This is a genomic window from Cellulosimicrobium sp. So1_17, assembly GCF_055181235.1.
The window spans coordinates 3,497,159-3,519,274 of sequence record NZ_CM143702.1; the positions used below are offsets into that span (position 1 = coordinate 3,497,159).

Consider the following 22,116-nt stretch of genomic DNA (forward strand, 5'->3'; position numbering starts at 1 on the left):
CTCTCCCGTGCATCCCTCGAACGGGAGCGCATCTCTCGCCGGCTGCCCTCAGGCGACGTCCCCTCCGCCGTCCGGCAGGACGATCGTCGTCACGACGTCCGTCACGGCGGGGCGTCGCGGCGTCGACCCGAACCCGAAGCGCACCGGCGGGTCGACGGACGTGAGGCTTCCCAGCGGCTCGCCGTCCCACGAGGACGTGACCTCGTCGAGCGCGTGCACGTCCGTGGCGCCGTAGTGCTCGACGCGGCCCGACCCTGCGCTCCCGCGCGTGCGCACGCCGTGCAGCAGCGCTCGGGCGACAGGGTCGGTCACGGTCGTGAACCGTCGTGACCCGGCGACCCGATCCGGGACCGCCCGCAGCGCGTGCCCCAGGCCGGTCCGCCGCCCGACGACGAGCCGCGCCTCGAGCGGGCCAGCCGTTACCTGCCACGGGCGCGGAACCCGATCCAGCCGCGTCCGGCGGCCTGCCGAGCCGCCTGTCGTTCCGCCCGTCGTTCCGCCCGTCGTCCCGCCCGGCGGAGCCTCGACGTCCGTGACCTCGACGTCCACGACCCGCACGGCGACGACCTCAACCCGGTCGAACCGGTACGTCGAGGCCACGAGCTCGGCGACCTCCGCGGTCGGTGCGAGCAGGAGGCGCTCGCCGTCGGGTCGTTCCACCATGACGTCGGCGAACGCGCCGAAGGGTGAGCGGTCCCAACGGCCGACGACGACCCGGGTCCCGGACGACGTGCCCCAGCCGGCGATCCGGCCGTGGAAGATCAGGGCGCGCGACATCCGGGAAGCGTAGGCCGGTGCGTTCCTGGTCGCCCGTCGGTGGGCACGTGGCGTCGACCCGCGGCGCCGCCGCGCCGCCGCGCCGCCGCGCCGCCGCGCCGCCGCGCCGCTGCGCCGCTGCGCCGCCGCGCCGCCGCGCTGGCGAGCGACGGCGCGTGGCGAGACGCTCGACGGGAGGCGGCGACCGCCGTCGGGCAGCGAGCGCGAAGGAGGCCGACCGTGCCGAAGACGACCCGCAGCGGGGACGCGAAGGAGTCCGAGATCCCGAGCACGCTCCAGCGCTCGGACGAGAAGGCGCAGCGGACGTTCGCCAAGGCCTACGACGCCGCGATGGAGCAGTACGGCTCCGCCGAGCGCGCAGGCCGCGTGGCGTTCGCAGCGCTCAAGCACACGCACGAGAAGGTCGGCGACCACTGGGAGCCCAAGGACGAGCCGGGGCCGTCGGACGAGCGCGCCGAGGAGGACGGCCTGGAGTCGGAGTCCTCGGCGGAGACGGCGGGCGGCGTGGACGCGAAGGCGACCAAGGAGCACCTGCTCGACGTCGCGCGACGGCTCGACGTGGACGGCCGTTCGTCGATGACGAAGGACGAGCTGGTCGAGGCGATCCAGCGCGCGAACGACCGCGCGACCAGGCACGCTCGCGGCGACTGACGGACCTCGGCGTCGGCGACTCTGACAACTCCGGCACTCCGGGAGCAACCAGGACGGCACTCCGGTGGCCTTCGTCACAGCCTGACGCGTTCACCCGCGCTCGCCCCCGGAGGTGCGTCCGGAGCGACCTACGGTGGATCCGTGGGTCGCCCCCGGCCCGCCGCCCGTGATGCCGACCCCCAGGTAGTGATGACCCTCTCGACGACGTCCGTGTCCCCTCTGTCCTCGGAGCTGTTGCTCCGGTCAACCGGTCCCCGGCGTCGACGCCGGACGCGCGCGGCCCTGACCGCGGCGGCCCTCGTCTCCGCGTCCCTGCTGCTCCCGACCCAGGGAGCCGTCGCCGCCGTCGAGCCGGTCAACCCGTTCGACCTCGCCGGTGGCTTCAGCGTCTACGCCCGCGGCGACGCGCAGCTCGACAACACCGAGACCGAGGGCGCGGTCGCCGTCGGCGGCGAGCTCGCCGTCCGTGCCGACGGGGGCATGTACGGGATCATCCACCACGCAGCAGGCACGGCCGACTACACGATCCCGACCGTCGACGGCGACCCGACGCGGCTCCTCGTCGGCAGCTACGCGCCGACGTCGGGCACGGTCGAGATCACGAACCAGGGGGTGCCCGCGGGCAGCGGCGGCGAGCTGGAGGGATATCTCAAGGTCGTCGGCGACGACCCCGCGTTCGGCACCTACGAGCGCGGTAGCTGGGTCCGGTACCGCACGGCCGTCGACGACGCACCGGCGATCGACGCGACGAACCAGGACTGGCCGGCCGACGCGGGGACCGTCGCGACGCAGGGAGACTCCGTCGCGGGGTACGTCGAGCAGGGCGCGACCGACCCCGACGTCGTCCGCCAGTGCCTTGCCGACCTCGTCCCCTCCGGAGCGGCGCACGAGCTGACCGTCACCGAGGACGCCGGCGACCGCGTGGTGCTCTCCGCGCTCGAGCCCGGCCGTCCGAACGTCGTCGACTACGCGGCGATCGCCGACGCGTACCAGGTCCAGTTCGCCGACGGGGTCCTGCCCTCGGTCGACGCGCCGCTCGTCGTCTCCGTGCCCCCGGGCACGACGACGGTCGAGGGCAAGGTCTTCGGAGCGCAGGGCGAGGCGTCGCGCTACGTCCTGTGGGACCTCTCGCAGCTCGACGGCGCGGTGACCCTCGACGGCGCGGGGACGCGCGTCGACGGCTCGGTCTACGCGCCCGACGCCGACCTGACCGTGGACGCGGCACCGCTCGACGGCCAGGTCGTCGCGCACGATCTCACGCTCCTCGGCGGCGAGGCGCACGCCTACCTGTTCGCCGGGGCGATCCCGTGCGAGACAGCGCCCGTCGACGAGACCGGCAGCATCACGGTGTCGAAGGTCGTCGACGGCGACACGGCGAGCGCCGTCCCGGACGGCACGGAGTTCACCGTCACGTACGTCGTCGACGGGGCGTCGGGCGAGCTGACCGTCCCGGTCGGCGGCTCGCAGACGATCGACGACCTCCCGCTCGGCTCCGAGGTCGTCCTGTCCGAGCCGACGTTCCCGGAGGTCGACGGCGTCGTGTGGGGCGAGCCCGCCTGGGAGGTCGACGGCGAGCTCGTCGAGCCCGCCGCGGACGGTGTGGTGAGTGTCGAGGTGAGCGGTACCGACGGCGTCGAGCTGGTCCTGACGAACACGGCGGGCAGCGAGCCCGCGCCGGACCCGACCCCGGACCCGACCACGGACCCCTCCCCGAGCCCGACGCCGGACCCGACACCGACCACCCCGGACGCGACCGTCACGCCGACGGAGACCGCGACGGACACGCCGACGGACGAGGGCCTCGCCACGACCGGTGCGCAGACCGTGGGGATCGCCGTGGCCGCCCTCGTGCTCGTCGCGCTCGGCGCGGTGCTCGTCGCGCGCCGTCGCCGGAGCGTCTGACCGGCGACCCACAACCACCACGAGCCGACGCCGCGTCCCCGCCCGGGGGCGCGGCGTCGCGCGTCTCCCGGGGCGGCTACCTGATCGCCGCGCGGCGTTCACGGTGAGGACGACTCCGGGACATCGGCCCTCCGTAGCGTGACAGCGCTTCCCTCCCCGGGTCCTGCGCTGCCACGGTGGTCCGACGGCCGTCGCTGCCGGGACCCCTGACCTGCGAAGGAACCCATGACCCCGCATGCCTCCCGGCAGCCCGGCGCGCTGACGCGCGCGGCCGCGGCGACGCTCGCCGCGTCGCTCGTCGGCACCGTCCTCGTCACGAGCAGCATCGCGACCGCGTCCTCCGCGGTCGCGGACGACGAGTCTCTCCTCAGCACGAGCGGCACCACGTGGCGCTACCTCGACGACAACACGAACCCCGCGGGCGCCGACGCGGACCAGCGCGTCTGGACCACGACGGCGTTCGACGACACGGCCTGGAAGTCCGGCACCGGCGCGTTCGGCGCGAAGCGCGGCCAGCCGACGGGCATCGGTGCGGCGTTCCCGATCACCACCCTGCTCACCCAGTACATCGCCGGCACGACGACGGACGTCCCGACGTTCTTCTTCCGCACCGACGTCGACCTCACCGCGGCGGACCTCGACGGCGTCCCGGCGTTCGAGGGGGAGATCGTCTACGACGACGCCGCGATCGTCTACGTCAACGGCCAGGAGGTCGCGCGCCTCGGCGACGACGCCGGCGAGATCACGGAGAACCTGCAGTACCACGGCAATGGCCGCACGGACCCGGTGACGAGCACGTTCGTCGTCCCGGCGGACGCGTTCGCGGCGGGGGAGAACACGATCTCCGTCGCGCTCTACCAGGACGCCCCGACGAGCTCCGACATCTACCTCGACGTCCGCTCGCTCGTGCCGACGCACGGCGAGGTCCGCGACGTCGCGCTCAACGTCGGCGCGGACGAGACGCAGGCGAACGTCGCGTGGTTCTCGACCCTGCCCGGCGCGGGCGAGGTTCAGTGGGCGCGTGCCGACGAGGCGACCGACGCCGCGGGCGACCTCTCGTGGGAGGGCGCGGCGACGGCGTCGTCCACGGGCGGCGCGTCCGCCGACGGCGCGACGTACCACCACGCCACGATGACCGGCCTGGAGGAGGCCTCCTCCTACGTGTACCGCGTGGGCAGCGCCTCCTCCGGCTGGTCGGAGCCCAGCACGTTCGACACCGGCGCCTTCGGGGACGAGTTCTCGTTCCTGTTCGTCGGTGACGCGCAGATCGGCGCGAGCGGCAACGCCACGAACGACGCCGCGCGCTGGGCCGAGAACCTCGGCACGATGACCGCTCGCCACCCGGACGCGTCGTTCCTCGTCTCCGCGGGGGACCAGGTCGAGCACGCGGGCAGCGCCCAGCAGTACACGGGCTTCCTCGCCCCGCAGCAGATGCGCGAGCTGCGGTTCGCGACGCAGGACGGCAACCACGACACGGCGAGCGCGCTGTACGACCAGCACTTCGCGATGCCGAACGTCTCGGCCGAGCAGCGCCGCGACTACTGGTACGGCTACAACGACGTGCTCGTCGTCGGCATCGACTCGAACGACTGGAGCGAGGCGGACCTCGCCGGGCACGAGGCGTTCCTGCGCAACGTGGTCGGCACGCACGGCGACTCCTACGACTGGGTCCTCGTGACGTTCCACCACTCGCTGTACAGCCAGGCGTTCCACTCGCGCGACCGCGACGTCGTCGCGATGCGCGACGCCCTGTCGCCGGTGTTCAGCGACCTGGGCGTCGACCTGGTGCTCGCGGGCCACGACCACATCTACACCCGCAGCCACCTCATGGAGGGCACGACGCCGGTCGCCCCGGCGACCGACCCCGCCGTCGGCGACGTGCTCGTCCCCGACGAGGACCAGGTCCTCTACGTGACCGGGAACTCCGCGAGCGGCTCGAAGTACTACGGCTTCGACGGCGACAAGCCGTGGACCGCGCGCTGGGAGCAGGAGCGCACGCCGAGCTACTCCGACGTCGACGTCACGCCCGAGGCGCTGACGATCACGACCTACGAGACCGCGACCGAGCGCGTCATGGACCAGGTCACGCTGCAGCGCGCGCCGCAGGGCCCTGAGCTCGCCGAGGTCACCGCCCAGACCCGCTGCCTCGCGGGCACGGCCTACGTCGCGGTCCGCGCGACGAACGGCGAGGACGTGCCGGTCGACGTCACGCTCGCGACGCCGTTCGGCACCCGCGCGTACGCGGACGTCGCGCCCGGCAGGGCGGCGTACCAGTCCTTCCCGACGCGTGCGACGTCGGTCGAGGCGGGCACGGTCACGGTCACCGCGGCACGGCCCGACGGCGGAGCCTCCCGGGCGTACGACGTCCCGGTGGATGCCCTGACCTGCTCCTGACAGCAGTGCCGAACCCGGGGTTTGCGCGTCACGAACCTGCTGACGTGGCGTGCGACCCCGGGTTCGGCGTCACCGTGTGCCTGCGCGGCGTCTCAGCGCGCGGGAGCGGTCAGCGGCGGTTCGGCGGCGGGTACGCGCCGCTGCGGATCTGACGCATCGCCAGCCCGCGGGTGACCCAGGCGAAGATGCCGACCCCACCGAACGCCACGACCCCGATCCAGCGGGCGACGTTCTTGCTCTCCCCGGCCCAGGCACCCGTGAGCAGCCCGACGAGGAGCGCGACGGCCACGACCAGGGCGATCGTGCCCATGACGGGGAGCCAGTAGCGGACGAAGCGCACGGCACCCTCGGGCGTGCGACGCCCGTTCCCGTGCGGCGCGGGAGGCGGTCCGGGGTGCTGGGGGTGGTGGCTCATCGGAGTGCGGCTCCGAGTGCGGCGAGTGCCGCGTCGGCGTCGGGGAAGGTCTCGTCCCGGATGGTCAGGGCGCCGTCGGCGTCCACGGGCTCGGTGGCGACGCGCCACGTCCCGGCGTCGTCGCGGTGGACGGCCGCCGCGACGCTGCCGTCGAGCGTGGTCACCTTGAGGCTCGCGCTGACCGGCTGGTCCCCGGCGTCCTCGATGCCGCGGCGCGCGAGGTCGAGGCCGCCGTCCAGCAGGTCGGACCCGGGCCGCAGCGGCAGGACGTCCCACGTGTCGAGGCCGCGCGGGCTGACGAGCAGCCCGCTGCCGCCCACGCCGACGAGGACGGCGGCGTCGGTCCGGTCACGGCGGACGATGCCCACCTCGACCCACCGGTCTGCCCGGGTCAGCACGCCGCTCACGCCGCCCGCGTTGCCGAGGGGCGCGACCTGGCCGTCGGTCGCGACGGCGAGCCCGCGGACGAGCAGGGAGGACAGCCCGGCACGGCGCGCCTCGGGGGACGGCTGCGTGTCCGCCAGGCGCAGGCTCTGCGCGGACTGCGTCGCGGCCGCGCCGGGCTGGAACGTCAGCAGGGCGACGAGCTCGAACGACGTGAAGGGCATCGCGGGGTTGCTCAAGGGGTTCTCCGGCTGGTGTCGGGTGCTCGGTCAGGCCGGTGCTCAGCCGAACCCGAACAGTGTACGGACGGGTGAGGTCACGTCGTCGACGAAGTCGCTCGCGGCGTCGACCGCGTGGGACGCACCCTCCGCGATGTTCGACCCGACATCGCCCGCGAACGACGTGGTGGCGTTCCAGGCGTCGCTCGCCATGCCGCCGATCCACTCGGTGGTCTCCATGCCGTCGGGCGTGAGGAGGTTGAGGCCGCCCCAGACGAGACCGGCGACGCCGATCCCGGCGGCGACGCCCCAGCCGACGGGGTTCGAGGCGAGGGCCGCGATGGCGACGGCGGTCCCGGCGCCGCCGATGGCCGTGCTGATGACGCCGTCCGCCGTGGCCCAGCCGTTCCCGTCGATGATGCCGTTGACGCCCTCGACGATGCCGTCCGCCATGGTGAGGGCGGAGAAGAGACCGCCCGCGGCGGTGAAGGCCGAGCCGAGCGCGGTGACGCCCTTGCCCGCGTTCGCGAGGAAGCCGAACTCGTCCAGGCTCGAGAAGATCAGGTCCGCGGTGCCGGCGACGAGGCCGCCGCCGGTGACCGCGTCGGACACCCAGCCCGGCAGGCCGAACCACCACGTGTCCTCGTCGGCGCCCGGCGTGCCGGGTCCGCCCGGTCCACCGGGACCACCGGGTCCGCCGGGACCACCGGGTCCGCCCGGTCCGCCCGGTCCGCCGGGACCGCCGGGACCGCCGGGACCCCCGGGACCGCCCGGTCCGCCGGAGGCGGTGCTCGTCTGCTCCTGCTGGTCGGCGTTCGTCTGCAAGGACTCGGCATGACCGGCGAGCATGTCGGCGACGGAGGTGAGCTGCGGCGCCAGCGCCGCGTCCCACGTGCCGATGAACTCCGAGCGGTCGGGTCCGGACCACGGGCTCTGCGCCACCTGCGGCCCGACGGTCGACGCCACCGAGCGCAGCGTGTCGCTCGCGGTCCCCATCTGCTGCGCGAGAGCGCGCAGGGCGGCGATGTCGGCGCCCCACATCCCTGAGCTCACGCGTCCCCCTCGTCGTCTCGTGGATGCTGCGCGGGCCGTGCCCGCGCGGGTGTCGTGCGCCGGTGTGCTGCGCTCCGAGGACCCTAGCCGACGGCGGTGCGGGGCTCCCATGGGGAGAGGTGCCCATCGGCCCGCTCGTGCCACGATGGCGGCATGACGACGACGCCCGACGACCTTGCCGCGACCATCGCCTCCGTCGAGGCGCAGGAGCACGAGCTCGTGCTCGCCTCGTTCACGCACGACGACGCGTGGCGCCTCGGGTGCCTCCTCGTCGAGCTCGCCGCCGAGCGCGACCTCGCGGTGACGATCGACGTCCGGAAGGGCACGCAGCAGGTGTTCCACGCGGCGCGCGAGGGCACGACTCCCGACAACGACTCCTGGGTCGAGCGCAAGGTGCGGGTCGTGCAGCGGTTCGGGGCGTCGTCGTACCTCGTGGGCCTGCGGGCGCGCGCCAAGGGGACGACGTTCACCGAGCAGCACCAGCTCCCGCTCCAGGAGTACGCCGCGCACGGCGGGGCGTTCCCGGTGCGCGTCGAGGGCGTCGGGCCCGTCGGGGTCGTCACCGTCTCGGGCCTGCCGCAGGCGGACGACCACGCGCTCGTCGTCGAGGCGCTGCGGGCGTTCCGCGGCTGAGCGGCCGCCTGCCGAACCCGGGGTTACGCGTCAGTCGAGGCGCTGAGTGATCCGTAAACCCGGGTTCGGCACGTTCAGGCCGCCGCACGACGACGGGCCGGTACCTCGGGAGGTACCGGCCCGTCGGGCCCGGCCGCACCAGGGGCGGGGCGCGGCCGGAGCAGGGAGCGCGGCGTCAGGCCGCGCGCGTGACCTCGATGCGCTGCGGCGCACGGCCGGCGAACACGCCGGCCACGGTCACGGTGAGCACGCCCGCGTCGTACGACGCGCGGACGGCGTCGGCGTCCGCCGCCTTCGGCAGCGTGACGGTCCGGCGGAACTCGCCGAACCGCACCTCACGGATGCGTCGGCCGACCGGCTTCTCGACAGGCTCGGCGACGGGCTCCACCGCAGTGCCGTCGGTCGCCTCGGAGCCCTCGGCGGGCTCGTCGGTGGCCTCGGGCGCCTCGACGACGCGCTGGTCGCGACGCTCGCCGCGCACGACGAGACGGCGACCCTCGAGCTCGACGTTCACGTCGCGCTCCGGGTCGACGCCCGGCAGGTCGAAGCGGGCGACGAGGTCGTCGCCGTCGCGGTAGACGTCGGCGGCCGGTGCGTAGCCGCTCCGCTGCACAGGGGCGGCGGGACGGGTCCACAGGTCGCGGACGAGACGGTCCGCGGCCAGAGCGCCGAACGGGATCGGGGTGAGGGTGGTGGTCATGGTGACTCCTCCGGGTCTGCTGCCGCGGTGAGCCCGCGGCGTCTGACGGGATCAACCTTGAGCGGTCCCGGCTCAATCCCGCGTTCGCGCACGACGAACGGCGACGGTACGGGTCGGCCCGTGCAAGGTCGCGCGGGGTCACCACACGATCAGAGCGAGGGGAGGACGTGATGACCGGAGCACTTCGCGGTCGCCGGGGCGCGGCCGTGCTCGTCGTCCTGACGGCGTGCCTCTCCGCGTGCGGTCCAGCGGTCCGAGGGCCGGACGACGGCGCGCCGGACGAGGCCTGGACGATCGGCGCCGCGCACGGCGAGGGGGACTGGATGTCGTGCGTCGAGGCGTCGGGCCTGTCGGTCGCCGAGATGATCTCCACGGCCGACATGCCGGCGTCGTCGGTCGGCGTGCGGTTCGATCCGGGGGTGTCCCGGTCGGACGCGTCCGACGTCGTGCGGTGCATCGAGGACCGGCTCACGGCGGGCGAGGTGTCGCTGGAGCTGTCGCCCCCGATCGCCCGACCCGGCGTGGGCTGAGCCTCAGCGCCGCGGGCGACGGGCGGCGCGGCGAGCCTTGCGCGCCTCGGCGGCACGCTCCTCCGCCGCCTCGAGCGCGTCGTCGGCGGACCCCAGCTCGGCCCGTGCCTCGTCCTGTGCAGCGCGCGCGGCCTCCAGCCGGGTGCGGGCCTCGTCGCGTTCGTCGGCGAGCCGGGCGAGCTCGTCCTCGATGCGGCCCAGCTCGTCCTCCACCTGCCCGACGGCGTCGCTCGCCTCGCGCGCCAGCGCGTCCGCCTCGTCACGGGCGGCCTCGAGCCGGTCGACCTCGGCCGCGGTCTCCTCGACGGCGCGCTCGGCCTCGGCGAGCGGGTCCGGCTCCTCCGCTTCCGCGGGCTCTGCCCCGGCACCCTTGCCGCCGGCGCCGGCCTTCCCCTCGCCGGCGCTGCGGCGACCCTTCCGCGGACGTGCGCGGCCGTCGTCGCCCACGACGTGGAGGGTGACGACGTCCGCGGGCTCCCCGCCCTCGTCGACGATCCCGAACCCGACGTGCTGCAGCGCCTGGCTCAGGCGCCCGGCCTGCACGACGGCGCCTGCGTCCGGGTCCATGACGGCGGCGGTCAGCGTCTCGGCGAGGCGGTCGACCGCGCTCGAGGAGACCGCGCGCCCGGCGACCTCGCCAGCCTTCCTCACGGTCCCGACCAGCGCCTCGACGCGCTCGCGACGCAGCCGGTCCAGAGCGGTCAGCCGGCCCCGGTCGCGGTCCTCGGTCGCGTCGCGCAGCTCGTCGCCGATCGCGACGAGCGCCGCGACCTCGTCGGGGTGCTCGCGCGCGACCTGGTTGACGACCCACGCCGCGACCGTCGGCTTGGGGAGCCGCCCCACGCGCTCGGCACCGACGGCATCGCCCGACGCCTTGATCCGTTTCGACGCCGCCGTGCGCGCGACGACGAACTGCTCGAGCGGCAGCGCGTACAGCTCGTCGAGCAGGGTGTCGACGTCGACGGGTGCGTCGGGGCTCATGGGGACAGCCTCCCCGCTGGCCGCACGTCGCGCAGCGCCGAGCCCCGCGCGCGAGCTCGCCCAGCACTCGGCGGGGGTGGGTGGTCACGCCGTGCGGGCGACCCCGACCTCGTCGAGCATCCGGGCGAACGCGTCCTCGGTGATGATCGGGATGCCGTAGCGGCGCGCCGTGCGGGCCTTGGTCGACAGCGAGTCCGGGTCCGCCGCGACGACGAGCCGGGTGCGGCGCGTCACGTACGCCCACGGCGCGAGCCCGGCCCGGCGCACGGCGTCCTCCCACGCGGGACGCGTGCGCCGCATCGACCCGGTGAGCACCACTTCGTCACACGGCACGAGGACGAAGCGCTCCCGGTGCCCGACGCCGACCCGCGCGTCGCCCACGAGCCGCGCCCCGAGCGCGGCCTGGGCCGCGGCGAGGACGTCGTCCGCGTCGAGCCCGAGCTGGCCCGCGACCTCGTGCAGCGTCGGGTCCTCCGTGAGGGCGCCGAGCACCCCGGTCTCGTCGACCCGCTCGCCGAGGGCCGACGACACGGCGACGTCCAGGACGTCGCCCGCGAGGAGCGCGAGGTGGTCGCGGTGCAGCCGCTCGACGTCCGACCGAGACAGCCCGGCACGTCGCGCGGCATCCACCAGGGCGCTGCGCTCGGTGTGCGACACGTACCGGTCGAGCAGCGCGAGGTCGAGCAGGGAGAGGTACTCGTCGGTCGAGCCCGCCGTGACGGCCGCGGACCGGGACGCCCGACGTCGCCCCGCGCCGTCGGGCAGCGCATTGGCGGCAAGGACGGGTGGTCTGTCGAGGGCCGCGAGCCAGTGGCCGTGGAGCCGGCTCGCGCCGCGCTGCACGGGCTCGACGTCGAGCGCGGGCGGGAGCGTCCAGCGCACGCCGTCCGCCGCGGCGCGGGCGACGTCCCAGCACTCGTCCTCCCGTGCGACGTCGAGGTAGTGCGCGAGCAGCCCCGCGGTGGCGCGCGCGTCCCCGAGGGCCGAGTGGACGCCGTCGTGCACCACGCCCACGGTCGCGCAGCACGCGGCGAGGCTCCGCGACCCGGTGAGCCAGCGCCCGGCGAGCTGCTGCGTGCACAGGCACGCGAGCGGGTCGATCGCCGCCGCGACGCCCGCACGGCCGAGCTCGGCGCGCAGGAACCGGGTGTCGAAGGACGCGTTGTGCGCGACGAGGACCCGGCCGTCGAGCAGGCGGAGGAGTGCCGGGACGACGCGGTCGAACGCCGGCGCGAGCGCGACGTCGGCGGCCGCGATGCCGTGCACGTGCTGCGGACCCAGGTCGCGCCCGGGGTTGACCAGGGTGCACCACTCGTCCTCGACCCGGCCCGCGTCGTCGACCAGGACGACGGCGACCTCCGCGACCCGGTCGCCGAGGCGAGGGGAGAACCCGGTGGTCTCGAGGTCGACGACGGCGAATCCGGGCACGGGCACAGTCTGCCCGACGCCGCCGACGGGGACCTCCGAGCGCGCGTGACCGTTTCCGTTCGGTTCCGCCGCGGCCGAGGTCGGTCCGGTCGGCCTGTGCGAGCCTGGTGCGCGTGCCCGGCCCGCTGACCCCCGACTACGCCCCCTGGACCTTCGACACCACGGCCTCGCCGGAGCAGCGCGAGGCGAACGACGAGCGCGTCGCGTCCCTCCGCGCGGCCGGCCACGCGATCGGTGACGCCTGCGTCGTCTCCGGCCTCGCCGACGTCGACGCCGACACGTTCGCCCTGGGTGACCGCAGCTACGTCGCCGCGCACGCCCACGTGACGGGCGACGTCGCGATCGGGGCGGACTGCTCCGTCAACGTCTCCGCCGCGATCCGGGGGGCCGTGACCGTCGGCGACGCCGTGCGCATCGGCAGCCACACGAGCATCCTCGGGTTCGACCACGCGTTCGACCGCGTGGACGTGCCCGTGTTCCGGCAGGGCCTCACGTCGCGCGGCATCACGATCGGCGACGACGTGTGGATCGGCGCGCACGTCGTGATCCTCGACGGGGTCGTCGTGGGCGACCACGCGGTCATCGGCGCGGGCGCCGTCGTCACGCGCGACGTACCTGCGGACGCGGTCGCCGTCGGCAACCCGGCGCGCGTCGTGCGCGACCGCCGCACGGGCGAGCGGCCCGCCACCTCCACCGGCACCGCACCCCCGTCCGCGCCGGCCCGGCGCCCGGAGCCCGACGCCGAGCGGGCGCGCCGGCTCGAGCGCTTCGGCGCCGAGGCGCTGGCGGCCCTGCCGGCGCTCGTCGAGCGGGCGTTCGACGGCCAGGACCACCGCGACGCGCCCGGTGCCCCGCCGACCGTGCGCGCCCACTGCGACGCCGTCGAGCTCGCGGCGCTCGCGGGCGGCGCGCCCGCGGGTCTGTCGCGCGACGAGCACGTCCGGCGCCTCACGGACCTCGTCGGTCCGGACGGTCGCACCCCGGAGCTCGGGCACGGGGAGAAGGTCCTGCCCGGCGTCGCGGGGCCCGACGACGCGGAGCCCGGCGGCACGCAGCCCGGCGGCGCGTGGGCCGACGGCCCGGCCGCGTACCACGTGCTGTGCGTCGGGTACGCGCTCGACCTGCTCGGTACGACGCTGCCCGCCGTGCCGTCCGTGGCCGCGAGCGCCGCCGAGGTCGTGCGGAGGCTCGAGGCGCTGCCGTGGGCGACGAACGCGTGGGGTGCGGGGTCGACGGTCGACACCGTCGGGACCGCGCTGACGTTCGCGCGCGAGGCCGGCGTCGAGGTGCCCGCTGGGGCGCGGGAGGCCCTCGTCGGCTGGCTCGTCGAGCACCGCGACCCGGTGACGGGGCTCTGGGGCGCCCCGCGCGCGTCCGACGGGTGGCGCGAGCCGGTCAACGGGACGTACCGGCTGGTGCGCGGCACGTTCGCGCAGTGGGGGACGGCCCTCGGGCTCGGGCGCGAGCTCACGGACTCGGTGCTGCGGCACGCGTCCTGCGGGGTGCTCGACGCGCCGCGCGTCACGGCCTGCGACGCGCTCGACGTGGTGCACCTGCTGTGGTGGGCGCGCCGGTGCGGCGCCGACGGCTACCGCACGGCCGAGGCGGACGACGTCGCGCGCCGCGTCCTCGACGGGATCGTCGAGCGCTGGACGCCGGACGGCCTGGCCTTCGCCCCGGAGGGGTCCCGGACGGCCCGGGGCGGCACGGCGTCGGGTGTCCCGGACGGGCTGCCGAGCCTCCAGGGCACCGAGATGTGGCTCGCGACCGCGTGGTACGCCGCCGACCTCCTGGGCCGTCCGGGCGTCCTCGGGTGGGTGCCCCGCGGCATCCACGCCCCCGCGCCGCGCGTCTGAGCCTCGCCCCGGGTGGCGGCGGGCCCGCTCCCGGGCCACGGTGGAGCCACATCCAGCACCCCCACGGAAGGACGCCCCATGAAGGTCGCCGTCATCGGAGCGCACGGCAAGGTCGGTCGGCTGCTCCTGCCGATCCTCGCGGACCGCGGTGAGCACGCGGCGGGAGTCGTGCGGCGCGAGGAGCAGGTGCCGCTCGTCCGCTCCCTCGGCGCGGAGCCCGTCCTGCTCGACGTGGAGCACGCGTCGACGGAGGAGATCGCCGCGGCGATCGACGGGTTCGATGCCGTCGTGTGGAGCGCCGGGGCCGGCGGCGGTTCCCCGGAGCGCACGTACGCCGTCGACCGGGACGCCGCGATCCGCTCGATGGACGCCGCGGCGTCGGCGGGGGTCCGCCGCTACGTCATGGTGTCGTGGATCGGCTCCGTCCCCGAGCACGGCGTCCCGGAGGACAGCAGCTTCTTCGCGTACGCCGACGCGAAGCTCGCCGCGGACGACCACCTGCGCGGCACCGACCTCGAGTGGACGATCCTCGGGCCGGGCACGCTCACGGACGACGACCCGACGGGCGCGATCACGGTCCTCGCGGACGACGCCGAGACACCGGAGGGCGCGGCGTCGCAGGTCTCCCGGGCGGACGTCGCGATGGTCGTGACGCAGGTGCTGCGCACGCCCGGAACCGTCGGCCGGTTCGTCCGGTTCACCTCCGGCGACGCGCCGATCCTCGAGGTGTTCGCCGAGTAGCCGGGCGCGTCCCGCCCGAGGCCGAGGCCGAGCGCGGGGTCGCGGCCGGCCCGAGGTCCCGGGCCCTGCACGAGAACGGCGACCGGGTCCGTGCGGACCCGGTCGCCGTCCTCGTGCTCACCGCCAGACGTCAGCCGCAGCTGATCGCGTCGTACGGCACCTCGTACACCTGGTGGCGCGGGTCGCCGTCGTTCCACCGGTACGCGCTGACCGTGGCGCTGCCGGCCTCGACCGACGCCGAGCGGGTGCTGAACGACTGGTACGCGTTCGAGCCGGACCCGACCTTCGTGAACTTCTTCTGGCCGAACTCCGTGGCGATCCGGACGTCCGCCCACCCGGTCTCGTCGTTCGTCGCGCGCACCGCGACGTACGCCGTGCCGTTCAGGCAGCGGGCCTCGGCCGTGAGCGCCGTGAGCTCCGGGTTGCCCGCGCCGTTGACCGGGAACGTGTCGTCGGCGAGGGCCGCGACCGCGTGGCCGATCGCGCGCGACATGATGTCGAGCGCCGTCGGGTCCACGTTGTCGATCGTGTCCTCGGGAGAGTGGTAGTTCGGGTCGTAGAAGATGCCCTCGGTGCCGCCGAACAGCGCGACCTCCTCGGCGGTCTTCGAGCCGTCGGCGCCGGTGAACAGACCGGACGCCGGGACGCCGTTGTTGATGAACGCCTGGTAGTCGGAGCGGCCCGAGAACTCCGTGTCGACCCACGGCTGCCCGATCTGGTCGAAGTAGTCCGTGAAGACGGCCTCGGTCTCGGCCGAGCCCTCCGGCACGGGGACCGGGGCCTCGTGCGTCGACTCGTCGGCGTCGTAGACGCCGATGATGTAGTTCGGCGAGCCGACCATGTCGAAGTTGAGGTACGTGGCGATGTCGTCGAGCGCCGCGGGGTCGTTCGCGACGAGGTCGTCGACGTAGTGCGTCGAGCCGACGAGCCCGACCTCCTCCGCGCCCCACCACGCGAACCGCACCGCGTTGTCGGGCCAGCCGTCCTCCTCCGCGGCGGCGGCGAGCTGGACCGCGACCTCGAGGATCGCCATCGAGCCCGACCCGTTGTCGTTGATGCCCGGGCCCTCCTCGACGCCGTCGAGGTGCGCGCCGGCCATGACGACGTTGTTCGCGCGGCCGCCCGGTGTCTGGGCGATGACGTTGAAGGTCTCGAACTCGTCGACGTGGTACTGGTAGTCGTAGGTCGCCTCGGCGGCGGCGCCTCCCTCGAGCGCGGCGAGGATCTCCTGGCCGTCCGACAGCGAGAGCCCGACCGTCGGGACCCACGCGCCCGCGGCACCGAGCGTCGGGTTCAGCGGTTCGTCGACGTTGTTGTAGAGGATCACCGCGACGGCCCCGTCGGCCATGGCGTTCGTGACCTTGATCGAGAAGGCGCACGTGCCGCGGCTGACGAGCGCGACGGCGCCCGTCGCGTCGACGCCGTCCCAGTCCGCGGCGGTGCAGCCGTGGCGCAGGTCGTCGACGGGCTGGACGATCGGCCCCGTGACGCCGTCGTCCGGGGTGGCGGGGGAGAACTCCGCGGCGTAGAGGTCGTCGGTCGGCTCGACGCCCGCCGCCGTGAGCGAGAGGTCGTCCACGACGAGGTCCTCGAACGTGAAGTACTGGCGCTCGGGCGTGTACCCGGCGGCCGTCAGGGCCTCCTCGACGTACACGGCGCTGGCCTCGTACCCGGGGGTCTCGAGCGCGCGGCTGTTGCCGTTCGCGTCGGCGATGGCCTGCAGGTCCACCAGGCGGTCCATGACCGCGTCGCCGGTGACGAGGTCCTCGAGCGGGAGCGGGTCTGCGGCGGCGCGCAGGGCGCCGGCGGGGGCGGCGCCCACCGGCGCGGCGGACAGGACCGCGAGCACGAGGCTCGCGGCGGCTGCGGACGGGACGAACGTTCGTGGTCTCACGCATCCTCCTCGGCAGTGGCCCCCGCCGGCCGCCCCCGGTCGTGCCGAGGGGTCAGCCGAGTCGCACACGAGACGCGACGGTGCGAGGACTCGTGTGATCGTGAGCGTAGGCGCTGCCCGGGGCGCCGTCGAGAGGTCGACGGCTCGGGGTCAGGCGGGAGGGCGGCTCAGTGTCGGGTCAGGGGCACTGGCGAGCGTTCGGCGCGGCGGTGAGCACGACCTCGGCAGCGTCGATCGTGAAGGTCCCCGCAGCGGGCTCGTGCTCGCACACCGTCCAGCCGCTCGACCGACCTGCGACGACGTCGCCACGACGCGCGTCGACCACCTGGACCGTCGTCGCTCCCTCGCGGTCGAGCGTGCGACGCGCCTGCCCGAGCGAGGCCTCGACGAGGTCGGGCATCGTGTAGCCGGGCTCGATGCGGACGCGGACGTCGACACCCTCGCTCCCCCCGGGGAGCGCCGGGTCCGCCGGGTCGGTGGTCGGGGTGCCGTCCGTCGGCGCGGGCGTCGGCTGGTCGGTGGGCGCGTCCGTCACCGGGCTCGTGGGGCCCGGCGGCGTGGTGGGCCCGCCCGCGCCGGGATCGACAGGCGCACGGCACGCCCCGAGGACGGCGACGACCACGACGGCCGTCACCACGGCACCACTCTGACGCACGACACAACGCACTGCTGCCCCCCGGCATCGGTGGGCGCCGCCCCCTGCGGCTCCCACGTCGAGCGTACGGGACGATTGCCCCCGGCGATCGAGAGTCGGGGTGTTTCAGGCGGACCTGTCCGCGATGTCCGTCCGGTCGGTGGCCGCACGGGCCGCACCGGGGCCCTTCTTGGGGGGTCGGATCGTCGGCACGTCGCCCACGATGGGGATGGGGCGGCGGTGGAACGGGAAGCCGTACCGCGTGACCAAGCCCGCGAGCGTCGTCAGGCGGTTGCGCGGTCCGATGAGGCCCATGATGTGCACGAACAGCCAGGCGAGCCAGGCGACCCCGCGCGTGAGCCGGACCTTCCCGACGACCTCGGCGATCGCTGCGCGCCGCCCGATGACGGCCATGGTGCCCTTGTCGAAGTAGTGCAGGGGCGCCGTCGGGCGCCCGTCGACGAGGGCCCGGATGTTGCGCGCGACCTGCGTGCCGGACTGGATCGCGGGCTGCGCGAGCTGCGGCAGTCCCGCGGGCGAGGCGGCGATGTCGCCCGCCGCGAACACGCCGGGCAGGCCCTCGACCTGCAGGTCGTCGCCCACGACGACGCGACCGCCCTCGCCGCGCGGCAGACCCCAGTCGTCGACCTCCTCGTGCGGGTGCACGCCCGCGGACCAGACGGTGAGGTCGGAGCGGATGCGCGTGCCGTCGGTGAGCACGACGGCGTCGGGCAGGACCTCCGCGACGCCGGCCCCGAGGTGCAGGCTCACGTCGCGACGCCGCAGCTCCTCGGCGGCGTAGCGGCGCAGCCGCGGGTCGAAGGACTTGAGCACCTCGGCGCCACGCTGGACGATCTTCACCTCGAACGCGTCGCCGTGGATCTCCGGGTACGCGGGCCGTAGCCCGGCCGTGCGCAGCTCGGCGAGCGCCCCGGCGACCTCGACGCCCGTCGCGCCGCCGCCCACGACCACGACCCGCAGCCCGTCGTCGGTGCCCGGCGTCGACGCCGCCTTCTCGAGCCGGACGAACAGCGTGTCGCGGATCTTCATCGCCTGGGACCGCGAGTACATGGGGAACGAGTTCTCCTTGGCGCCGGGGGTGCCGAAGAAGTTCGCGGTGACGCCGTTGGCGAGCACGAGGTAGTCGTAGCCGACCCACTCGTCGTTGAGGAGCCGGATGCGCCGGCCCTCGTGGTCGATGCCGACGAGGTGCTCGTGCACGACCCGCACGTTCTTCTGCTTGAGCCGCAGGCCGCGCAGGAAGTACGTGACGTCGCCCGGGTTCAGGCCGCCCGTCGCCACCTGGTAGAGGAGCGGCTGGAACGTGTTGTAGACGCGGCGGTCGACGAGCGTGACGCGCACGGGGGCCTTCGCGAGCTCCTTGACCACGGCGAGACCGGCGAACCCGGCGCCGACCACCACGACGTGCGGCAGGGCGGTGGGTGGGGCGGACTCGGGCACGGGGCCTCCTCAGGGCGACGGGTGGTGGGCCCGACGGCGCCCGCCACCTGCGTCGCGGACGTCGCCGACGACGCCAGCCAGGTTACGGCGGGCGCGCGCCGCCTGCGAACGGGCGGCGCCCGCCGTCAGCCGCGGTGGCGCTCGACGTCGTCGCGGTCGAGGAGGTCCTCGCGCACGACGCGGCGCAGGACCTTGCCGATCTGCGAGCGCGGGAGCTCCGGCACGACGGCGAGCGTCCGCGGCAGCGCGTACCGGGCGAGGCGCTTCTCGCCCCACTCCCGGACCGCGGCGAGGTCGACGCGCGGCGGCGACCCGCCGTCGTCGGCCCCGACCGGACCACCAGACGCCTCGTCCAGGACGAGGACGGCCGCCACCTGCTCGTCCGAGCCCGTCCCGGGCAGGCCCACGACCGCGACGTCGCGCACGCCGGGCATCTGCCGCAGGTGCTCCTCGACCTGCGACGGGTACACCTTGAACCCGCCGGTGACGATCATCTCCTTGATGCGGTCGACGAGCGTGACCGTGCCGGCGTCGGGACCGTCGAGCGGCACCTCGACGACGTCGCCGGTGCGCAGCCAGCCGTCGTCGAGGAGCTGGCCCGCGGTCTCGTCGGGGCGCTGCCAGTAGCCCTGGAAGACCTGGGGGCCGCGGACGAGGAGCTCGCCCCGGACGGTCGGGACGCCGCCGTCCGGCGTGGTGGGCTCCGCGTCGCGCAGGTCGCCCGCGTCGAGCGCCTCGGCGTCGACGACGCGGATGTCGGTGCTCGGGAACGGCAGGCCGAGGGTCCCGGGGCGGCGGTCGTCGGAGCAGGGGTTGCCGAGCGCGACCGGTGCCGTCTCCGTCATGCCGTAGCCCTCGATGAGCAGGCCGCCCGTGGCGTCCTCCCAGCGCTGTGCGGTCTCTGCGGTGATCGGCATCGCGCCGGCGAACGCGAGCCGGATCGACGACAGGTCGGCCCGGGGCTCCGCCGCCCGACCCTCGGAGCCGTCGCCGGACGCGGTCCCGGTGGCGGCCGCGACGATCCGGTCGAACATGGGCGCGACGCCGGGCAGGAACGTCGCCGGGCGTCGCTTCTGCGCGGCGACGAACGCCTGCGGGTCGAACTTCGGGAACGCGACGAGCGTCGCGCCGATGCGCGCGGGGAGCGTGAGGCAGAACGTCAGGCCGAACGCGTGGAAGAACGGCAGGACGCCGTAGACGACCTCCGCGCCCTCCGTGAACGCGGCCCACGCCTGGCCCTGCACGACGTTCGCGACGAGGTTGCGGTGCGTGAGGACGGCGCCCTTGGGCGTGCCCGTGGTGCCGCCCGTGTACTGGATGAGCGCGACGTCGTCGGAGGTCGGGTGGGGGAGCGCCTGCGGCAGGCGGCGCGCGCGACGGACGAGGTCGTGCCAGTCCGGGACCCCGGCGGGGACCGGGCCGCGCAGCGCGTCGCGCTGGGCGCGGGCGCGCGCCACGGGCAGGCGCAGGGCCAGCCGTGACGCGGTGGGCAGGTCGCGTGCCAGGTCGACCGCGACGACCGTGCGGAGGTCGGGTGCCGCGTGCTCCGAGCCGTCGCGGGCGGCGAGGACCGCTGGCACGGCCTTGGTCCACACGAGAGCGACGCTCGCACCCGAGTCGGCGAGCTGGTGCGCGAGCTCGTCCGCGGTGTACGTGGGGTTGTGCTCGACGACGACCGCGCCGAGCCGCAGGACCGCGTAGAACGCCACGACGTGGGCGGTGATGTTGGGCAGGACGATCGCGACGCGGTCACCACGCCGCACGCCGAGGTCGTGGAGGGCGCCGGCCGCGCGCTCCACCTCGGCGGCGAGGTGCGCGTAGGTGGTCGTCGCGCCGAAGAAGTCGACCGCGACGCGCGCGGGCCAGCGGCCCGCGGCCGCGGTGAGGGCAGCGGTGACCGGCTCGTCGGGGATCTTCACGTCGGCCGGGACGCCCGGTGCGTAGCGGGACGTCCACGGCTTCGTCGCCAGCATGTTCACTACGCCACCGTAACCTACGGTTGCGTAGGTTCTGTGAGGCCCTCGTGCCCGCTTCTCAGGCGGGGTACCAGCGCGCGCCCCACCGTCGGGTCAGGCGGCGGTCCGACGCCGCCGCGAGGGTCCGCACGCCGGCCTCCACCGCTCGGGCCACCGTGTGCGCCGCCTCGTCGCCGTCGGCGAGGAAGCGCACGGTGATGCGCGCCTCCCCGCGCACGACGCCGACGTCGTACGCCTCGACGGTCGTGCGCTCGCGGCCGGCGGCGACGGCGGCGGGCAGGACCGACTCCGGGTCGGCGCCGGGGTGCAGCAGCCCGACGGCGAGCGTGACGCGGTAGGAGGGCACGGGCGCTCTCCGTCAGCCGAGTGCCGGCAGGCCGGCCTCGTCGCACGGGTCGAGCGCGACCGGGCCGGACAGGTCGAGGCGCACGACGTCGCCGTCCGCGGTCACGCGGACCGACCACCCGGCGGGGTCCTCGGCCTCGACGTACGCCGACCCCCCGTGCTCCGGGTGCACGACGTCCGAGGGCGCACCGAAGCCGTGCTCCTCGAGCCTGGAGGCGATCGCGTCGGGAACCTCCTCGAGCAGGTCGTAGGACGCCGAGCCCTCGCGCGTCGCGTGGGAGTCCAGGAGGAAGACGACGCAGCGGCCGTCGTCCTGCCCCGTCGCGGTGGGGACGTGGTCGTCGGCCCAGCCGTCGGCGCCGAGCACGCCGTCGACGTCGGCGCGGAGGGCCCGACCCGCCTCCGCGTAGGACGTGAGCGCGTCCGGCGGGGGTGCGGGTTCCGACGGTTCGGCGCCGCCACCGCACGCGGCCACCGCCGCGAGCAGGCCGAAGGAGAGGACCGGGCCGCCCGCGCGTCGTGCGGCGCTCACGGCGCGGAGAGCACGGCGACGAGGAAGTCGGCGTCCGCAGAGTAGGGACGCAGGTCCCACGTCGCGAGGGCGAGGTCGACGCGCAGGCCTGCGGTCGCGACGTCGGCCAGGAACGCGTCGTGCGGGTACCCGCGTCCGGCGCCGAACCCGACGACGGCGCGCCCGCCCGGTGCGAGGTGCGCCCCGAACCGGCGGAGCACCTCGACCTCGGTGCCCGGCGCGAGGAACGTCATGACGTTGCCCGCGCACACGATCGCGTCGAACGGTTCGGCGACACCCTCCGCGGGCAGGTCGAGCTCCGCGAGGTCCCCGACGCGCCAGTCCGGTCCCGGGTGGTCGGTGCGAGCGGCGTCGACGAGCACCGGGTCGACGTCCACGCCGACCACGACGTGCCCCCGCGCTGCGAGCTCCGCCCCCACCCGGCCCGGGCCGCACCCTGCGTCGAGCACGCGCGAGCCGCGCGGCAGCATCGCGTCGACGAGCCGCGCCTCGCCCGCGAGGTCGGCGCCGTCGGCGGCCATGCTGCGGAACCTCTCGACGTACCAGGTGGAGTGGGACGGGTCGGCGGCGACCTTCTGCTCCCAGCGGGAGGGACGGGCGGTGCTCATTCC

Annotated in this window: 21 protein-coding genes; 7 read left to right on the forward strand and 14 right to left on the reverse strand. The window is 75.2% G+C overall.

Annotated features, from left to right (window positions below; all coding sequences use genetic code 11):
- Window positions 1–48: 48 nt before the first annotated feature.
- Window positions 49–777, reverse strand: coding sequence for a hypothetical protein (locus ACZCLJ_RS15330; protein ID WP_463104361.1), 729 nt, complete (start codon window positions 775–777; stop codon window positions 49–51).
- Window positions 778–996: 219 nt separating this feature from the next.
- Between ACZCLJ_RS15330 and ACZCLJ_RS15335 the strand changes: the two genes are divergently transcribed.
- The 3 genes from ACZCLJ_RS15335 to ACZCLJ_RS15345 all read left to right on the forward strand — a co-directional run bounded on the left by ACZCLJ_RS15335 (window position 997) and on the right by ACZCLJ_RS15345 (window position 5,724).
- A complete protein-coding gene (locus ACZCLJ_RS15335) occupies window positions 997–1,428 on the forward strand; it encodes a ChaB family protein (protein ID WP_463104362.1) in 432 nt (143 codons plus the stop codon).
- A 189-nt stretch (window positions 1,429–1,617) separates the two neighbouring features.
- Window positions 1,618–3,330, forward strand: coding sequence for a collagen-binding domain-containing protein (locus tag ACZCLJ_RS15340; RefSeq protein WP_463104363.1), 1,713 nt, complete (start codon window positions 1,618–1,620; stop codon window positions 3,328–3,330).
- Between the two features lie 225 nt (window positions 3,331–3,555).
- Window positions 3,556–5,724, forward strand: coding sequence for a purple acid phosphatase family protein (locus tag ACZCLJ_RS15345; RefSeq protein WP_463104364.1), 2,169 nt, complete (start codon window positions 3,556–3,558; stop codon window positions 5,722–5,724).
- A 109-nt stretch (window positions 5,725–5,833) separates the two neighbouring features.
- On the opposite strand, the gene ACZCLJ_RS15350 is transcribed toward ACZCLJ_RS15345, so the two are convergent.
- The 3 genes from ACZCLJ_RS15350 to ACZCLJ_RS15360 are packed head-to-tail and all read right to left on the reverse strand — an operon-like array spanning window position 5,834 to window position 7,794.
- Window positions 5,834–6,139, reverse strand: a complete 306-nt coding sequence (locus tag ACZCLJ_RS15350) for a hypothetical protein (RefSeq protein WP_251149808.1) — start codon at window positions 6,137–6,139, stop codon at window positions 5,834–5,836.
- Window positions 6,136–6,762, reverse strand: coding sequence for a hypothetical protein (locus ACZCLJ_RS15355; RefSeq protein WP_463104365.1), 627 nt, complete (start codon window positions 6,760–6,762; stop codon window positions 6,136–6,138). The genes ACZCLJ_RS15350 and ACZCLJ_RS15355 overlap by 4 nt, the downstream gene beginning before the upstream one ends.
- 42 nt (window positions 6,763–6,804) lie before the next feature.
- The gene (locus ACZCLJ_RS15360) at window positions 6,805–7,794 is read right to left on the reverse strand and encodes a WXG100 family type VII secretion target (protein WP_463104366.1); all 990 of its coding nucleotides are present in this window, start codon (window positions 7,792–7,794) and stop codon (window positions 6,805–6,807) included.
- Between the two features lie 153 nt (window positions 7,795–7,947).
- On the opposite strand from ACZCLJ_RS15360, the gene ACZCLJ_RS15365 reads away from it, so the two are divergent.
- Window positions 7,948–8,427, forward strand: a complete 480-nt coding sequence (locus ACZCLJ_RS15365; protein ID WP_251149811.1) for a heme-degrading domain-containing protein — start codon at window positions 7,948–7,950, stop codon at window positions 8,425–8,427.
- Window positions 8,428–8,602: 175 nt separating this feature from the next.
- On the opposite strand, the gene ACZCLJ_RS15370 is transcribed toward ACZCLJ_RS15365, so the two are convergent.
- Window positions 8,603–9,127, reverse strand: a complete 525-nt coding sequence (locus ACZCLJ_RS15370) for an Hsp20/alpha crystallin family protein (protein WP_463104367.1) — start codon at window positions 9,125–9,127, stop codon at window positions 8,603–8,605.
- 170 nt (window positions 9,128–9,297) lie between these two features.
- Here ACZCLJ_RS15370 and ACZCLJ_RS15375 point away from each other — a divergent pair, with 170 nt between their 5' ends.
- Complete coding sequence (locus ACZCLJ_RS15375; protein ID WP_463104368.1) at window positions 9,298–9,657, forward strand: hypothetical protein; 360 nt, start codon at window positions 9,298–9,300, stop codon at window positions 9,655–9,657.
- Window positions 9,658–9,660: 3 nt separating this feature from the next.
- Here ACZCLJ_RS15375 and ACZCLJ_RS15380 read toward each other — a convergent pair whose 3' ends face one another.
- Together ACZCLJ_RS15380 and ACZCLJ_RS15385 are read right to left on the reverse strand one after the other, a co-directional pair.
- The gene (locus ACZCLJ_RS15380; RefSeq protein ID WP_463104369.1) at window positions 9,661–10,638 is read right to left on the reverse strand and encodes a hypothetical protein; all 978 of its coding nucleotides are present in this window, start codon (window positions 10,636–10,638) and stop codon (window positions 9,661–9,663) included.
- An 84-nt stretch (window positions 10,639–10,722) separates the two neighbouring features.
- Entirely contained in the window at window positions 10,723–12,066 is a 1,344-nt protein-coding gene (locus tag ACZCLJ_RS15385; RefSeq protein WP_463104370.1) for an exonuclease domain-containing protein, read from the reverse strand.
- A 113-nt stretch (window positions 12,067–12,179) separates the two neighbouring features.
- Between ACZCLJ_RS15385 and ACZCLJ_RS15390 the strand changes: the two genes are divergently transcribed.
- Window positions 12,180–13,922: an acyltransferase gene (locus ACZCLJ_RS15390; protein WP_463104371.1), complete on the forward strand. Its 1,743-nt coding sequence runs from the start codon at window positions 12,180–12,182 to the stop codon at window positions 13,920–13,922.
- 78 nt (window positions 13,923–14,000) lie between these two features.
- Window positions 14,001–14,663 (forward strand): SDR family oxidoreductase, encoded by a 663-nt coding sequence (locus tag ACZCLJ_RS15395; RefSeq protein ID WP_463104372.1) that lies wholly within the window; start codon window positions 14,001–14,003, stop codon window positions 14,661–14,663.
- 130 nt (window positions 14,664–14,793) lie between these two features.
- On the opposite strand, the gene ACZCLJ_RS15400 is transcribed toward ACZCLJ_RS15395, so the two are convergent.
- The 7 genes from ACZCLJ_RS15400 to ACZCLJ_RS15430 form a co-directional block, all read right to left on the reverse strand.
- Window positions 14,794–16,557: a M20/M25/M40 family metallo-hydrolase gene (locus tag ACZCLJ_RS15400; RefSeq protein ID WP_463104373.1), complete on the reverse strand. Its 1,764-nt coding sequence runs from the start codon at window positions 16,555–16,557 to the stop codon at window positions 14,794–14,796.
- A 178-nt stretch (window positions 16,558–16,735) separates the two neighbouring features.
- Window positions 16,736–17,191, reverse strand: a complete 456-nt coding sequence (locus ACZCLJ_RS15405) for a hypothetical protein (protein WP_463104374.1) — start codon at window positions 17,189–17,191, stop codon at window positions 16,736–16,738.
- A gap of 126 nt (window positions 17,192–17,317) precedes the next feature.
- Window positions 17,318–18,652, reverse strand: coding sequence for an NAD(P)/FAD-dependent oxidoreductase (locus ACZCLJ_RS15410; RefSeq protein WP_251149820.1), 1,335 nt, complete (start codon window positions 18,650–18,652; stop codon window positions 17,318–17,320).
- Window positions 18,653–18,777: 125 nt separating this feature from the next.
- Complete coding sequence (locus tag ACZCLJ_RS15415; RefSeq protein ID WP_463106415.1) at window positions 18,778–20,625, reverse strand: AMP-binding protein; 1,848 nt, start codon at window positions 20,623–20,625, stop codon at window positions 18,778–18,780.
- Between the two features lie 61 nt (window positions 20,626–20,686).
- Entirely contained in the window at window positions 20,687–20,974 is a 288-nt protein-coding gene (locus tag ACZCLJ_RS15420) for a hypothetical protein (protein WP_463104375.1), read from the reverse strand.
- Between the two features lie 12 nt (window positions 20,975–20,986).
- Entirely contained in the window at window positions 20,987–21,505 is a 519-nt protein-coding gene (locus tag ACZCLJ_RS15425) for a hypothetical protein (RefSeq protein ID WP_463104376.1), read from the reverse strand.
- The gene (locus ACZCLJ_RS15430; RefSeq protein ID WP_463104377.1) at window positions 21,502–22,113 is read right to left on the reverse strand and encodes a class I SAM-dependent methyltransferase; all 612 of its coding nucleotides are present in this window, start codon (window positions 22,111–22,113) and stop codon (window positions 21,502–21,504) included. The genes ACZCLJ_RS15425 and ACZCLJ_RS15430 overlap by 4 nt, the downstream gene beginning before the upstream one ends.
- Between the last annotated feature and the right edge of the window lie 3 nt (window positions 22,114–22,116).

Coding starts and splice junctions, on each gene's coding strand:
- ACZCLJ_RS15365 (WP_251149811.1), top strand. CDS start 7,948: ATGACGACGACGCCCGACGACCTTGCCGCGACCATCGCCTCCGTCGAG.
- ACZCLJ_RS15340 (WP_463104363.1), top strand. CDS start 1,618: ATGACCCTCTCGACGACGTCCGTGTCCCCTCTGTCCTCGGAGCTGTTG.
- ACZCLJ_RS15380 (WP_463104369.1), bottom strand. CDS start 10,638: ATGAGCCCCGACGCACCCGTCGACGTCGACACCCTGCTCGACGAGCTG.
- ACZCLJ_RS15415 (WP_463106415.1), bottom strand. CDS start 20,625: ATGCTGGCGACGAAGCCGTGGACGTCCCGCTACGCACCGGGCGTCCCG.
- ACZCLJ_RS15375 (WP_463104368.1), top strand. CDS start 9,298: ATGACCGGAGCACTTCGCGGTCGCCGGGGCGCGGCCGTGCTCGTCGTC.
- ACZCLJ_RS15395 (WP_463104372.1), top strand. CDS start 14,001: ATGAAGGTCGCCGTCATCGGAGCGCACGGCAAGGTCGGTCGGCTGCTC.
- ACZCLJ_RS15430 (WP_463104377.1), bottom strand. CDS start 22,113: ATGAGCACCGCCCGTCCCTCCCGCTGGGAGCAGAAGGTCGCCGCCGAC.
- ACZCLJ_RS15345 (WP_463104364.1), top strand. CDS start 3,556: ATGACCCCGCATGCCTCCCGGCAGCCCGGCGCGCTGACGCGCGCGGCC.
- ACZCLJ_RS15350 (WP_251149808.1), bottom strand. CDS start 6,139: ATGAGCCACCACCCCCAGCACCCCGGACCGCCTCCCGCGCCGCACGGG.
- ACZCLJ_RS15330 (WP_463104361.1), bottom strand. CDS start 777: ATGTCGCGCGCCCTGATCTTCCACGGCCGGATCGCCGGCTGGGGCACG.
- ACZCLJ_RS15370 (WP_463104367.1), bottom strand. CDS start 9,127: ATGACCACCACCCTCACCCCGATCCCGTTCGGCGCTCTGGCCGCGGAC.